Raw genomic sequence first — 12934 nt, forward strand, 5'->3', positions numbered from 1 at the left:
AGTCATAAAAAAACCAGCGATAAAGCTGGTTTTTTTATGACTATTTAAAGCCTGACTTGGTTTCCGGCTAATTAACGAGCACGGAAAACAATACGACCTTTTGATAGATCGTAAGGGGTCAATTGAACTGTCACTTTATCGCCAGTTAGAATACGGATGTAGTTTTTACGCATTTTTCCTGAGATATGTGCAGTAACAACGTGACCGTTTTCTAATTCCACACGGAACATTGTATTAGGCAGAGTATCTAAGATAGTGCCTTGCATTTCAATACTGTCTTCTTTTGCCATTGGCGATGGATCCTTCGTATAGGTAAGTTGTGCTACTTTCAATCGGCGCATAATGCCAGAATAATTGGGAGTGGTAAAGGATTGTTGCTCATTAATCAAACTAAATAGTGAATGAAACCCTAATCAAAGGACTTCCATTGTTGGTTTATAAAGCGCTGATGTGGATTAAACTGATTTTTGTAATTCATTTTTTGACAGTTGTGAATGTAATAACCTAAATACAGAAATGTTATGTTTTTTTGTTTTGCTAAATCTAGCTGTTGTAAAACGGCATATTTTCCTAATGAATGTTCACTATAATCAGGATCATAAAAGCAATAAAAAGCACTCCAATCGGTTGCTGAGTCTGTACATAGTTGGTCTGTAACACTGACTGATATTAACTGTTCAGCATCATAGACTTCAATAAATAGCATATCTCCCCAACTACATGCTAAAAAAGATTCAAATTGTTCTGAGCTAGCAGGATACATGACACCTTCTTTATGAACCTGATTAATGTAGCGTTCGTATAGAGGGTAGTAGGATGCTTTAGGGGTAGTGCTTATCAATGTAGTGAAATGTTTATTTTTGTTTACTAAGCGTTTTTGGCTTTTGGATAACTTGAAATTTTGACTATTCACACGTAATGATTCGCAGCCATTACATTCTGGGCAATGTGGCCGATACACTTGATCACCACTACGCCTAAAACCTATCAACATTAATGCAGGATAATGTTGTTTTGCATAAACTTCAGGATCAACCAGCATAATGAGCTGTTCTTCTTTATCGGCTAAATAGGAACAAGCAAAAGCAGCGGTTAAACCTACTCGAAGATCAGAAGCATTAGACATGGTGAATTTTATCCTTATTTTTTAATATGATTAAGTATTGGTTGGATAACTTTCTGTATGTCTAGGATAAACAAAATTTTAACCCTGTCTTTATTTAATTCAAACTTACTTCAGTGTATCGTAAAATAGATAATTTTATTATGTGAATCTGACTATAGTATTCATTGTGGATATTTAAAATTAAACAACTATGCCAACATCTTACATCATAAAAATTTTTACCTTGGCAATGAATGCAAAGGTTAACTATTTTTTCTTAAGCATGTAACATAAACTGTTTTCTGTATTATCGATAAACGTCAGCCCAACTTCCAGCCATAAATTAATATGTGAGGCCTTATGACCGTCCACCAAACCATTCAAGATAAGCTAAAAAAACGCTTTCAAGCTGATTATTTACAAGTAGAAAATGAAAGCAATAATCATTCTGTCCCACCTAACTCCGAAACTCATTTTAAAGTCACGCTTGTTTGTGAAGAGTTTGAAGGGGTACGTTTGATCATGCGTCATCGTTTGGTTAATGAATTACTTGCTGAAGAACTTGCAGGACCGGTACACGCATTAGCAATACATACTTACACACCTTCTCAATGGGCAGAAAAAAATCAAGTCTCACCTAATTCGGCACAATGTTTAGGTGGTGGTAAATAAAAGCGTAGTATTGCTTTTCTATAAAACGCGAGAGAAAAGCTAAATTGCCAAAGTGTTAATAGACTCTCTACATTTTGTTACACTTTTTCTATTAAATTTGAACTTACTACGGTTAGCTTTTTATTTGATATAGCAATTAGCCCCTCTCTAATGTTAATATTTGCGAGAAATTTTTAGCGTACGTGTTAATTGTTTGTTAATAGCAGCAATTACATGTAATGTTTTATTGCCGAAAGGCATCTAACTTTCCTCCCGTAACATAGTGCAAGAGAATATGATTACTATAAAAAAAGGACTGGACCTCCCTATATCAGGAGCGCCAGAGCAAGTCATTCAAAATGGCCCTGCCATTTCTGAAGTTGCTATACTGGGTGAAGAATACGTTGGTATGCGTCCGTCAATGGCTGTTAAAGTCGGCGACAGCGTAAAAAAAGGGCAAGTTTTATTTTCTGACAAGAAAAATGAAGGTGTACTTTTTACCGCTCCAGCGTCTGGTGTAGTGAAAGAAATAAACCGTGGTGCTAAACGTGTACTGCAATCTGTTGTTATCTCTATACAAGGCAATGAGTGTGTGCAATTTGCTAAGTATGAAAGTAAACAATTAGCAAATCTTGAACGCAGTAAAATAGTTGCAAACTTAGTTGAATCCGGCGCGTGGACTGCATTACGTACTCGCCCATTCAGCAAAGTACCTGCTATTGATGCTCAACCCGCTTCTATTTTTGTGACGGCAATGGATACTAATCCATTAGCAGCAGATGCAACGATTATCATTAATGAAAATCAACAAGCCTTTACCGATGGACTAGCGATTTTATCGCATTTAACATCGGGTAAAGTGTATGTTTGTAAAGGTGAAGCTGCATTGCCTAAAAGCGCAGTGGCAACCGTGGAAGAAAAAATCTTCACCGGTGTTCATCCTGCTGGTTTAGCCGGTACACATATTCACTTTATTGATCCTGTTTCCGCTACTAAACAAGTTTGGTCAATTAACTACCAAGATGTAATTGCATTTGGCCAGTTATTTACTACCGGTGAATTATACAGTGAAAAAGTGATTTCTGTCGCTGGCCCTGCTGTTACAAAGCCTCGTTTAGTACGTACATTGCTCGGCGCATCGGTATCTGAACTAACTGCTGGCGAGTTAATCACAGGTCAAGTTCGTGTGATTTCTGGATCAGTGTTATGTGGTGTTACAGCAGCGGGCCCACATGGCTACTTAGGTCGCTACCATAACCAAATATCAGCATTGATTGAAGGTTATGAGAAAGAGCTATTTGGCTGGGGTGTTCCTGGTTTTAATAAACACTCTGTATCTAGTGCATTCTTATCAGCATTAAATAGTGCGAAGAAATTTGCATTTACTACCACTACTGGCGGTAGTAAGCGTGCGATGGTACCAATCGGTCAATATGAACGTGTGATGCCATTAGATATTTTACCAACAGTATTATTACGTGACTTGATCGTTGGTGATACAGATGGCGCACAAACATTAGGCTGCCTAGAATTAGATGAAGAAGATTTAGCACTATGTACTTATGCTTGCCCTGGCAAATATGAATACGGTTCAATCTTGCGCTCATGTCTAAGTAAAATTGAGAAGGAAGGCTAATAATGAGTCTTAAGAACTTAATTGAAAAAATGGAACCGCATTTCGAAGCAGGGGGCCGTTATGAAAAATGGTACGCACTGTATGAAGCCGCTGCGACATTTTTTTATACACCTGGTTATGTGACCAAAGGTATTACTCACGTTCGCGATAGTATTGACCTTAAACGCATGATGATTTTTGTTTGGTTAGCAACGTTCCCAGCAATGTTTTACGGTATGTACAACACTGGTGTACAAGCTAATGAAGCAATCGTTGCAGGTTACTCTGCTTTGGAAGATTGGCGTGTTGCATTATTAGATATGCTAGGAGTCACACTTGGCTCTGGTGCTGGTTTATTTGATAACTTCCTGTTTGGTGCCGCTTATTTCTTACCTATTTATGCTGTTACTTTTATAGTTGGTGGCTTCTGGGAAGTGTTATTTGCGAGTGTGCGTAAGCATGAAGTAAATGAAGGTTTCTTTGTTTCTTCTGTATTATTTGCATTGATCGTACCGGCAACCATTCCTCTATGGCAAGTTGCTTTAGGTATTACCTTTGGTGTTGTTGTTGCTAAAGAGATCTTTGGTGGTACTGGCCGTAACTTCTTAAACCCAGCTCTTGCGGGCCGTGCATTCTTATTCTTTGCTTACCCAACGGATATTTCAGGCGATGCGGTTTGGACTGCTGTTGATGGTTTCTCGGGCGCAACATCATTAAGTGTGATGTCTCAAGGCGGCTTAGAAGCTGTTCAATCTAACCTGTCTTGGATGGATGCTTTCCTTGGTAATATGCAAGGTAGTATTGGTGAAGTTTCTACACTGGCTATTCTGATCGGTGGTGCCTTTATTGTGATCACGCGTATAGCTTCATGGCGTATTATTTCAGGCGTTATGATAGGTATGATTGCGACTTCATTATTATTTAATGTGATTGGCAGTGATACAAACCATATGTTCCAATTACCTTGGTACTGGCATTTAGTCATGGGTGGTTTTGCCTTTGGTATGATCTTTATGGCAACCGATCCAGTATCAGCATCATTTACTAACAAAGGTAAATGGTACTACGGTATTCTAATTGGTTTGATGGTGGTATTAATTCGTGTTGTAAATCCAGCCTTCCCAGAAGGTATGATGTTAGCTATTTTATTCGCTAACTTATTTGCACCGTTATTCGATTACTTTGTGGTGCAAGGCAATATCAAACGGAGGCTCGCACGTAATGTCTAATCAACAAGAAACATTTGGCAGAACGATTATTGTAGTACTGGCAGTTTGTCTAGTCTGTTCAATTATTGTTGCTGGTGCTGCAGTTGGCTTACGTCCAATGCAAATCGCTAATAAAGAGATCGATAAGCAAAATAATATTCTGGCTGTTGCTGGTTTAACGACCAATAAATCAACTAAAGAAGTTTTTGCATCAAATATTGAAACTAAATTAGTTGATATAGCGACGGGTGAATTTGTAACTGATCTGAGTAAAGAAGAAGTTGCTAAATATGACCAACGTAAAGCATCAAAAGATCCAGAGAAGAGTGTTAAATTAACTGCGGATCAAAATGTCGCTAAAATAAACCGTCGTGCTAATTTAGCGACTGTATATTTAGTGTCTGATGATAACGGTCAATTGCAACGTATTATCCTACCTGTACACGGCGCTGGTTTATGGTCGACTATGTATGCTTTTGTTGCTGTGCAACCAGATGGTAATACGATTGATGCTATCACTTACTATGAACAGGGCGAAACGCCTGGACTAGGTGGTGAAGTTGAAAACCCTCGCTGGCGTGGACTGTTTGTTGGTAAAGAATTATTCGATGCTGACGGCAATCCTGCTATTAAAATTGTTAAAGGACAAGCTGCTGCTGGTTCTAAACATGAAATTGATGGTTTATCTGGGGCGACACTAACCAGTGTTGGCGTAGAGCATACCTTTACTTTCTGGTTAGGTGAGCAAGGGTTTGGTCCATTTCTTAGCAAAGTTCGTAAAGGAGCGCTAAACAATGGCTAAATCAAGTGAATTAAAAGAAGTATTAACTTCTCCGGTAGTAAGCAATAACCCAATTGCGCTGCAAGTATTAGGTGTTTGTTCTGCATTAGCAGTAACCGCCACCTTACAAAACGCAGTAGTAATGACCTTAGCGGTATTGTTTGTAACGGCTTTCTCTAACTTATTTATTTCGTCAATACGTAACTATATTCCTAACAGTGTACGTATTATCGTACAGATGGCGATTATTGCTTCGTTAGTAATAGTAGTAGACCAAGCGCTAAAAGCATTTGCTTTTGGTATCTCTAAACAGTTATCTGTTTATGTTGGTCTGATCATTACAAACTGTATTGTAATGGGACGTGCTGAAGCATTTGCAATGAAAAACAAACCTTTCCCAAGTTTTATGGATGGTGTGGGTAATGGTTTAGGTTACGGCTTAATCCTTGTTTTAGTTGGTGCTGTTCGTGAACTATTTGGTTCAGGTGCTCTGTTCGGTATTGAAATATTACCGTTAATTTCAAATGGCGGCTGGTATCAAAGTAATGGTTTATTACTTCTACCTCCTAGTGCCTTCTTTATCATAGGTGGCATTATCTGGGCAATTCGAGTAATTAAACCAGAACAAGTTGAGCCAAAGGAGTAATTTGAATGGAACATTATCTTAGTTTATTTGTGCGTTCTATTTTCATTGAAAATATGGCACTCGCTTTCTTCTTAGGCATGTGTACTTTCCTTGCTGTTTCTAAGAAAGTTAAAACATCAATGGGTCTAGGCGTAGCAGTAATTGTAGTATTAGGTATTTCTGTACCTGCTAACCAAATTATCTACTTTAACCTATTAGCACCTGGTGCACTTGATTGGGCGGGTTTCCCTGATGCGGATTTAAGCTTTTTAGGCTTTATTACGTTTATCGGTGTGATTGCTGCTTTAGTACAAATTTTGGAAATGGTATTGGATAAATACTTCCCAGCTTTGTATCAAGCATTAGGTATATTCTTACCACTTATTACTGTTAACTGCGCCATCTTCGGTGGTGTATCATTTATGGTTCAACGTGAGTATAACTTACTAGAATCAGCAGTTTATGGCATTGGTAGTGGTGTAGGTTGGACGCTTGCGATTGTTGCTCTAGCGGGCATCCGTGAAAAAATGAAATACTCTGACGTACCCGATGGTTTACGTGGTTTAGGTATTACATTTGTAACGGCTGGATTAATGGCATTAGGTTTCATGTCATTCTCTGGTATCCAGCTGTAATCGTTGCTGTTTTAGCTTAGATGAATTCGAGGGAATTTATTCCCTCTCAAAACAAGGAAAAAGTCGATGGAAATCTTTCTCGGCGTTGCCATGTTTACAATTATCGTTTTAGCATTGGTCGTTATTATTTTATCGGCAAAGGCAAAACTTGTAAGCACAGGTGATATTACAATTTCTATTAATGATGATGCGGACAAAAGCATCCATACCCAAGCAGGCGGTAAGTTATTAGGTGCATTAGCAAATGCTGGTGTATTTGTTTCTTCTGCATGTGGTGGTGGTGGTACTTGTGGCCAGTGTCGCGTGAAAATTAAATCAGGTGGTGGTGATATTCTACCCACTGAGCTTGATCACATCACTAAACGTGAAGCAAAAGATGGCGAACGTTTATCATGTCAGGTAAATGTTAAAGAAGACATGAGCATTGAACTACCAGAAGAAATCTTTGGTGTTAAGAAATGGGAATGTACGGTTATCTCTAATGGTAACGAAGCAACATTTATCAAAGAGCTTAAATTACAAATTCCTGATGGTGAATCTGTACCGTTTAAAGCCGGTGGTTATATTCAAATTGAAGCGCCTGCACACCATATCAAGTATAAAGATTTTGATATTGAAGAACAGTACCGTGGTGACTGGGAACACTTTAAATTCTTTGATTTAGAGTCAAAAGTTGACGAAGAAACGATTCGTGCTTACTCAATGGCTAACTACCCTGGCGAAGAAGGCATTATCATGTTGAACGTGCGTATCGCTACGCCTCCGCCACGTGATCTGTCATTACCTTGTGGTAAAATGTCATCATTCATCTTCAGCTTAAAAGCCGGTGATAAAGTAACTATTTCTGGTCCATTTGGTGAGTTCTTTGCCAAAGAAACTGAAAATGAAATGGTATTTATCGGTGGTGGTGCTGGTATGGCGCCAATGCGTTCACATATTTTCGACCAATTCCGTCGCTTAAAAACAACGCGTAAAGCAAGTTTTTGGTACGGCGCGCGTTCTAAGCGTGAAATGTTCTACGTTGAAGATTTTGATGCGATTGCAGCTGAAAATGAAAACTTCGAATGGCATGTCGCATTAAGTGACCCACAACCTGAAGATAACTGGGATGGTTACACTGGTTTCATTCATAATGTATTGTTTGAAAACTACCTTAAAGACCATGAAGCTCCAGAAGATTGTGAGTTCTACATGTGTGGTCCACCAGTTATGAATGCTGCGGTTATTGCTATGCTTAAAGATTTAGGCGTAGAAGACGAAAACATCTTACTTGATGACTTCGGCGGTTAACCCTGATGATTAACTCATCAATTAAATGGCTAGCCTTAATAGGGCTGGCCTTTTTTATATCTTCGTGCTCAAAACCTGAAGCGCAATTATTGCATATTCAGGGACAAACCATGGGCACCTATTATCAAGTTTCTTATGCGCTTTCTAGCGAACAGTCTAAAGATAAGCAACTTTTAACTAATCACTTACAGACATTAATTGATCAACAATTAGAGTTGGTAAATGATCAAATGTCTACCTATCGTCCACAATCTGAGTTGTCATTATTTAACCAAAGTAAACATGCTTATGAGGTTTCTGATGCGACGATTAAGGTCGTTAAACGTGCTCTTAAGGTTTATCAGCAAAGTGGCGGTGCGTTTGATGTTACGGTTGGTCCATTGGTCAATTTGTGGGGCTTTGGTCCAGATAAAAAACCAAATAAAGTACCTAGTGCTGAATTAATTGAACAAACTAAACAAAAAATAGGTAGCCAATATCTTTCTATCGAAGGTAACCAATTAGTAAAAGCTAAGCCGGATCTCTATGTTGATCTGTCTTCCATTGCTAAAGGCTACGGTGTTGATGTAATTGCTGAGTTTTTAACTAAACAGGGTATCACAAACTATTTAGTAGACATTGGCGGTGAATTGCGAGCAAGCGGTACTAAGCTTAATAAAGCGCCATGGACATTAGCAGTAGAGCGTCCTGAATTCGGTCAAAATGTGCAGCGCCTATTGCATATCGGCGATAATGCAATTGCCACCTCTGGTGACTATCGTAATTATTTTGAGTTTGATGGTATTCGTTATTCTCATACTATTGATCCAACTACTGGTCGTCCGATTAATCACAAGTTAGTGTCTGTGACAGTGATTGATAAGAGTAGTATGGTCGCCGATGCATTAGCGACGGCTATTACTGTATTAGGACCTGAAAATGGGTTAAAATTTGCAAATAAGCTTCATCAACCCGTTTTTTTACTAACTAAACAAGGCGATGGATTTGTTGAATCTTATACGCCTGAATTTGAACCCTTTTTTGTAAAGGAATAAACATGATCTATTTTATTGCCACGTTTGTTGTTTTTTTATTGGTTATTGTTGCGATGGCAATTGGTTATATAGTTAACCAAAAAACAATTGGTGGGAGCTGTGGTGGTTTAGCCTCTGTTGGTATCGATAAAGAATGTGATTGTCCTGAACCTTGTGATAATCGTAAAAAGAAAGAAGCAGAAGAAGCCCGTACGTTAAAGCTACAAGCTGAAACTCGTATTCTATAATCTTCTTTTACATTTACTTCAAAAGGTAGTATTTCTATGCTTGTGCGCCATTAAATGGCGGTATTAAGTAATAGATAATGTTACCTTTTTGCTTTTTGTAACCACCTATCTAGTGAGTTCGCAAAGTTTTGTTTATCTTTGTCTGAAAATTTATTAGGCCCTCCACTGATTTGACCAACACTACGTAGTTCTTCTGCCAGATTCCGCATTGCGAGTCGTTGTCTGACATTATCAGCTGTGTATAGCTCTCCGCGTGGGTTTAATGCAATGATGCCTTTTTCAACTAATTCAGCGGCTAATGGAATATCTTGAGTGATCACTAGATCTTTTAAGGCGACATGCTGACTAATGTAGTTATCCGCAACGTCAAAACCCTGTGATACTTGAACTGTTTTTACTAAAGCGGTCCTTTTTACAGGAAGGGGGGAGTTTGCAACAAAGATAAGCTCGGTCTGTGTTCTTATGCTTGCTCTTAATACCATTTCTCTTACAGATACTGGACAAGCATCTGCATCAATCCAAATTGTCATAGTTATTCCTTGATCTTTAAAGGTTAAATATAACAAAAAAACTATTATTAATTAATCATTATATTTCACTCATTATTTAACGATTAAATTATAATTTATTTAAATATTAATTAGTTAGCTTGGTTTTGTTGTGGTGCTGGTTGGCAATATAAAGTTCATTATTTTTAGAGTATTCAATTTTCTTTTTTGATTATTACCGGTGTTATCGAAAGGTTCATGATGGTGATAGCTTTGATAATGAAGTTTTTGATAATGTCGGTAATAATGTTATTAAGTGTATTGTTAAAAGTATTGTTGATGATATTGAAGAAAGCTTTACCTCCTAGATTCGCATAGTAAGCGGGGTTTATTTAAAAATTAGTTTAAGGGGGAATATGCTCAATCATTTAAACTAGTTAAATGATTAAAAAGAGAAGTGAGAGCTTACTTTTACAAATGAAGGTATTACTTGTTTCTTACTTTTCTACTAAATAATATTAATTCACATTCTTTTTTGTATTTTAGTGTGTTGATAAATATGCGTTTTTATTTATTGTTACGAATTTATTTAATGTTTTTTTTATATTTTAATTAAATAGCTATTGACACCTTTTTAAACCTATATATAATCTTTTTTAGCTTGAAAGTTCGTTTTATATTTATGTACTTTGTTCCGTATTAATGTACCGAATCCTATACATCATAAGTAATAGCAACACTTCTAGCCAACTGCCTTGATTTTTTTAAGGTTAAATTACTCAAATATATTAGGATATACACATGTCTACTACTACTGGTACAGTTAAATGGTTCAACGAATCTAAAGGTTTTGGTTTCATCGAGCAAGAAAACGGTCCTGACGTTTTCGCACATTTCTCTGCTATCGCAAGCACTGGTTTTAAAACTCTTGCTGAAGGCCAAAAAGTACAGTTCACTGTTACTCAAGGTCAAAAAGGTCCTCAAGCAGAAAACATCGTAGCTCTTTAATATTGCTTCGATGAGCGTTTACCGCTCATTCTGATTGAAAAAAAGGTAGGTTACTGACTTGCCTTTTTTTATACCTGAAAGAAAATATCCTATACAATCAACCTAATTATTCTTCCTATCTAGCTAATTAACCTTGCTACTTTCTTATTGTTAAACCTCTTTATTATTATTCTTTCAATTCCATTTTTAGTCGTGGCTAGTTAAAATATTTCGTATATTGTGACTATTTTCATCAATAAATTTTATCAAAAAAACTGCTTCTATGGCTGTTATCAATCAACACACATTATTCAACCGCTACTCGAGCTATTACGTTAAAATTATAAAATAAGACCCTTCGTGCGATTAAAGACGGTAATTCTTATCATTGCTGTTTTAAGCTCTTATAAATAGCCATAAGTTCGTTCTAGTTCGTCAGCTATTGATCTTTATATTTAGGCTTTGTTCACTGCCATCTACTTATTTCTACATCTTGAATGGTAATTAGCTTAGACGACGATCACATACGACAAGAGGTTTCAATGGTTACAATAGGCTACTAAGCTATTTCTGCTTAGAAGCCTTAAACTATAGCTATTAATGACGTATTAATTTTCGTTTTTCAAAGGGTAATATGACGGTGAATATAGAACCTTTACCTATTTCACTACTAACTTTAATCTCTCCATTATGTTGGTGAATAATTGAATAGCTAATTGATAGCCCTAGGCCAGTTCCTTTCCCTAGCGCTTTTGTTGTATAGAATGGAGTAAATATATCGTTGATTTTATTAGGATCAATACCAGATCCTGAGTCTGATACTTGAATGTATAAGTTGTTCTCTTGTACATGGGATTTGAAGAAAACAACTTTATTTTGTGATGTTTCAACGGAGTCTTTTGCATTTATTAATAAATTAATAAGTACCTGTTCAATTTGTGTTTTGTTGCAAAATAAAGCAGGTAGAGAAGGGGGAATAACTTGCCTTAATTCAACATTGTCCTGATTGTATTGATTAATAACTATACCAATAACATTACTGAAAATAGTGTTTGGTATTTCATTCTGGTAATTATCTAATTCACTATCTCGTCCAAAACTACCTACTTGTTTAACTATTTTTTCTATTCGATCACTTTGTTCTACGATCGCTTTACAGCTTTTTTCAACTAAATGGTAATTCCCATTATGTAAATTATCTAGACACATATCGGTGTGTATACAGATAACCTGTAAAGGTTGATTTATTTCATGTGCAATACCTGCAGCTATCTCGCCTAATGAGGCTAACTTGTTAGACTGAATAAGCTTGGCTTGGCTATTTTTCCATTCATCATTAATGCGCTTATATTGTTCTTTGTCCTTAATATGTTTTTTATTCATGCTGTAATATAAGGTTAATAACTTGACCGTAATTGCAGCTAACAATGAAATAAGTAATGAAAAAATAAGGAATAAATCACCATTTGGAGCTGAGATATGCGACCAAATCATAAGTTGCCATTGATGCCCATACAAAGTGATTGTTAGTTGATTGGTAATATCATTAATGTGCGTTTTTTCAGGCAAAGAACTAAATAATGTAATGCCATTTTCTGATAAGGCAAAAGGCTTGGTTATCTGATAGGTATCTATTTTATGCCTCATTAACATATCTATATTTAATGATACTTCGATATAACCAACCAGCGCCTGTTCTATGATAAGGGGAAATTGTAAATTAAGTTCTAATTTATTATCTTCGGAATAGCTTGAGCGGCTAGTATAAACAAATGTTGAAATAACCTTTTCTTTTTCCATAGGGAGATGGCTACGAGCACGTAATTGCTGCTTTCTAAGCATAGGATCTGAGTGCTCAATCAGGTCTCCGGGTGGTAACGAAAATTGATTTTGTTCAACCAGTGGGAATAATTGTATTTTTTTAATCGTGCGGTTGATTCGTTTTAATGCATTCGTATCACTTTGCCAGTGTTGATTAAGGTCTTCAAGAGTCAACCACCGGTTGGTGACTAATTGAATTATTTCAGCATTATTTTCAATTGCCCCTCGAATATTAAAACTAATACTTTTACCTTCCACTTCAATATTGTTTTGTTGTACTTTGATTTCTTCTTTAATAAGTTGTGCAGAAATAAAGTATGAAATACTTAATCCAATTAAAAAAACAAAAATACAGTAAATATTTGACTTCAATTTATTTCCTTAAACCATCTAATGCTAAATCACTCTAGATTAGGCATAATACGTTAAATTTATAGATTTTGAGATCAAAGCGATCATTATTGAGA

General features: G+C 36.6%; 14 protein-coding genes. 10 read left to right on the plus strand and 4 right to left on the minus strand.

What is annotated here, in order from left to right:
- Window positions 1-71: 71 nt before the first annotated feature.
- Both infA and GQR44_RS09445 read right to left on the minus strand, forming a co-directional pair.
- Window positions 72-290 carry a translation initiation factor IF-1 gene (gene infA / locus GQR44_RS09440; RefSeq protein WP_007419779.1) on the minus strand — a complete coding sequence of 73 codons (219 nt, stop codon included), beginning with the start codon at window positions 288-290 and terminating at the stop codon, window positions 72-74.
- A gap of 119 nt (window positions 291-409) precedes the next feature.
- The gene (locus tag GQR44_RS09445; protein WP_166371587.1) at window positions 410-1126 is read right to left on the minus strand and encodes an arginyltransferase; all 717 of its coding nucleotides are present in this window, start codon (window positions 1124-1126) and stop codon (window positions 410-412) included.
- Between the two features lie 339 nt (window positions 1127-1465).
- Between GQR44_RS09445 and GQR44_RS09450 the strand changes: the two genes are divergently transcribed.
- The 9 genes from GQR44_RS09450 (at window position 1466) to nqrM (ending at window position 9171) form a co-directional block, all read left to right on the plus strand.
- A complete protein-coding gene (locus GQR44_RS09450; protein WP_166371588.1) occupies window positions 1466-1777 on the plus strand; it encodes a BolA/IbaG family iron-sulfur metabolism protein in 312 nt (103 codons plus the stop codon).
- Window positions 1778-2051: 274 nt separating this feature from the next.
- Window positions 2052-3392 (plus strand): Na(+)-translocating NADH-quinone reductase subunit A, encoded by a 1341-nt coding sequence (locus GQR44_RS09455; protein WP_166371589.1) that lies wholly within the window; start codon window positions 2052-2054, stop codon window positions 3390-3392.
- A gap of 2 nt (window positions 3393-3394) precedes the next feature.
- Entirely contained in the window at window positions 3395-4600 is a 1206-nt protein-coding gene (locus GQR44_RS09460) for an NADH:ubiquinone reductase (Na(+)-transporting) subunit B (protein WP_166371590.1), read from the plus strand.
- On the plus strand, window positions 4593-5381 hold the full coding sequence (locus tag GQR44_RS09465) for a Na(+)-translocating NADH-quinone reductase subunit C (RefSeq protein WP_166371591.1): 789 nt from the start codon (window positions 4593-4595) through the stop codon (window positions 5379-5381). The genes GQR44_RS09460 and GQR44_RS09465 overlap by 8 nt, the downstream gene beginning before the upstream one ends.
- The gene (locus tag GQR44_RS09470) at window positions 5374-6006 is read left to right on the plus strand and encodes an NADH:ubiquinone reductase (Na(+)-transporting) subunit D (RefSeq protein ID WP_166371592.1); all 633 of its coding nucleotides are present in this window, start codon (window positions 5374-5376) and stop codon (window positions 6004-6006) included. The genes GQR44_RS09465 and GQR44_RS09470 overlap by 8 nt, the downstream gene beginning before the upstream one ends.
- Window positions 6007-6011: 5 nt before the next feature.
- Complete coding sequence (gene nqrE / locus GQR44_RS09475) at window positions 6012-6620, plus strand: NADH:ubiquinone reductase (Na(+)-transporting) subunit E (RefSeq protein WP_166371593.1); 609 nt, start codon at window positions 6012-6014, stop codon at window positions 6618-6620.
- Between the two features lie 66 nt (window positions 6621-6686).
- A complete protein-coding gene (gene nqrF / locus GQR44_RS09480) occupies window positions 6687-7910 on the plus strand; it encodes an NADH:ubiquinone reductase (Na(+)-transporting) subunit F (protein WP_166371594.1) in 1224 nt (407 codons plus the stop codon).
- A 5-nt stretch (window positions 7911-7915) separates the two neighbouring features.
- Entirely contained in the window at window positions 7916-8944 is a 1029-nt protein-coding gene (locus GQR44_RS09485) for an FAD:protein FMN transferase (protein ID WP_166371595.1), read from the plus strand.
- A gap of 2 nt (window positions 8945-8946) precedes the next feature.
- Window positions 8947-9171: a (Na+)-NQR maturation NqrM gene (gene nqrM, locus GQR44_RS09490; RefSeq protein ID WP_166371596.1), complete on the plus strand. Its 225-nt coding sequence runs from the start codon at window positions 8947-8949 to the stop codon at window positions 9169-9171.
- 80 nt (window positions 9172-9251) lie between these two features.
- Here the strand turns inward: nqrM and GQR44_RS09495 are convergent, their stop codons facing one another.
- Window positions 9252-9701: a YaiI/YqxD family protein gene (locus tag GQR44_RS09495; RefSeq protein ID WP_166371597.1), complete on the minus strand. Its 450-nt coding sequence runs from the start codon at window positions 9699-9701 to the stop codon at window positions 9252-9254.
- Window positions 9702-10460: 759 nt separating this feature from the next.
- Between GQR44_RS09495 and GQR44_RS09500 the strand changes: the two genes are divergently transcribed.
- Window positions 10461-10667: a cold-shock protein gene (locus GQR44_RS09500; protein ID WP_019613006.1), complete on the plus strand. Its 207-nt coding sequence runs from the start codon at window positions 10461-10463 to the stop codon at window positions 10665-10667.
- 576 nt (window positions 10668-11243) lie between these two features.
- Here the strand turns inward: GQR44_RS09500 and GQR44_RS09505 are convergent.
- On the minus strand, window positions 11244-12839 hold the full coding sequence (locus GQR44_RS09505; protein ID WP_166371598.1) for an ATP-binding protein: 1596 nt from the start codon (window positions 12837-12839) through the stop codon (window positions 11244-11246).
- Window positions 12840-12934 lie beyond the last annotated feature (95 nt).

Source organism: Psychromonas sp. SA13A, assembly GCF_011378715.1.
Classification (GTDB): Bacteria; Pseudomonadota; Gammaproteobacteria; order Enterobacterales; family Psychromonadaceae; genus Psychromonas.

Bases quoted from the DNA above. Each gene is read 5' to 3' on its own strand.
- GQR44_RS09455 (WP_166371589.1), top strand. From the start codon at position 2,052: ATGATTACTATAAAAAAAGGACTGGACCTCCCTATATCAGGAGCGCCA.
- GQR44_RS09495 (WP_166371597.1), bottom strand. From the start codon at position 9,701: ATGACAATTTGGATTGATGCAGATGCTTGTCCAGTATCTGTAAGAGAA.
- nqrM (WP_166371596.1), top strand. From the start codon at position 8,947: ATGATCTATTTTATTGCCACGTTTGTTGTTTTTTTATTGGTTATTGTT.
- GQR44_RS09485 (WP_166371595.1), top strand. From the start codon at position 7,916: ATGATTAACTCATCAATTAAATGGCTAGCCTTAATAGGGCTGGCCTTT.
- GQR44_RS09500 (WP_019613006.1), top strand. From the start codon at position 10,461: ATGTCTACTACTACTGGTACAGTTAAATGGTTCAACGAATCTAAAGGT.
- GQR44_RS09465 (WP_166371591.1), top strand. From the start codon at position 4,593: ATGTCTAATCAACAAGAAACATTTGGCAGAACGATTATTGTAGTACTG.
- nqrE (WP_166371593.1), top strand. From the start codon at position 6,012: ATGGAACATTATCTTAGTTTATTTGTGCGTTCTATTTTCATTGAAAAT.
- infA (WP_007419779.1), bottom strand. From the start codon at position 290: ATGGCAAAAGAAGACAGTATTGAAATGCAAGGCACTATCTTAGATACT.
- nqrF (WP_166371594.1), top strand. From the start codon at position 6,687: ATGGAAATCTTTCTCGGCGTTGCCATGTTTACAATTATCGTTTTAGCA.
- GQR44_RS09450 (WP_166371588.1), top strand. From the start codon at position 1,466: ATGACCGTCCACCAAACCATTCAAGATAAGCTAAAAAAACGCTTTCAA.
- GQR44_RS09445 (WP_166371587.1), bottom strand. From the start codon at position 1,126: ATGTCTAATGCTTCTGATCTTCGAGTAGGTTTAACCGCTGCTTTTGCT.
- GQR44_RS09470 (WP_166371592.1), top strand. From the start codon at position 5,374: ATGGCTAAATCAAGTGAATTAAAAGAAGTATTAACTTCTCCGGTAGTA.
- GQR44_RS09460 (WP_166371590.1), top strand. From the start codon at position 3,395: ATGAGTCTTAAGAACTTAATTGAAAAAATGGAACCGCATTTCGAAGCA.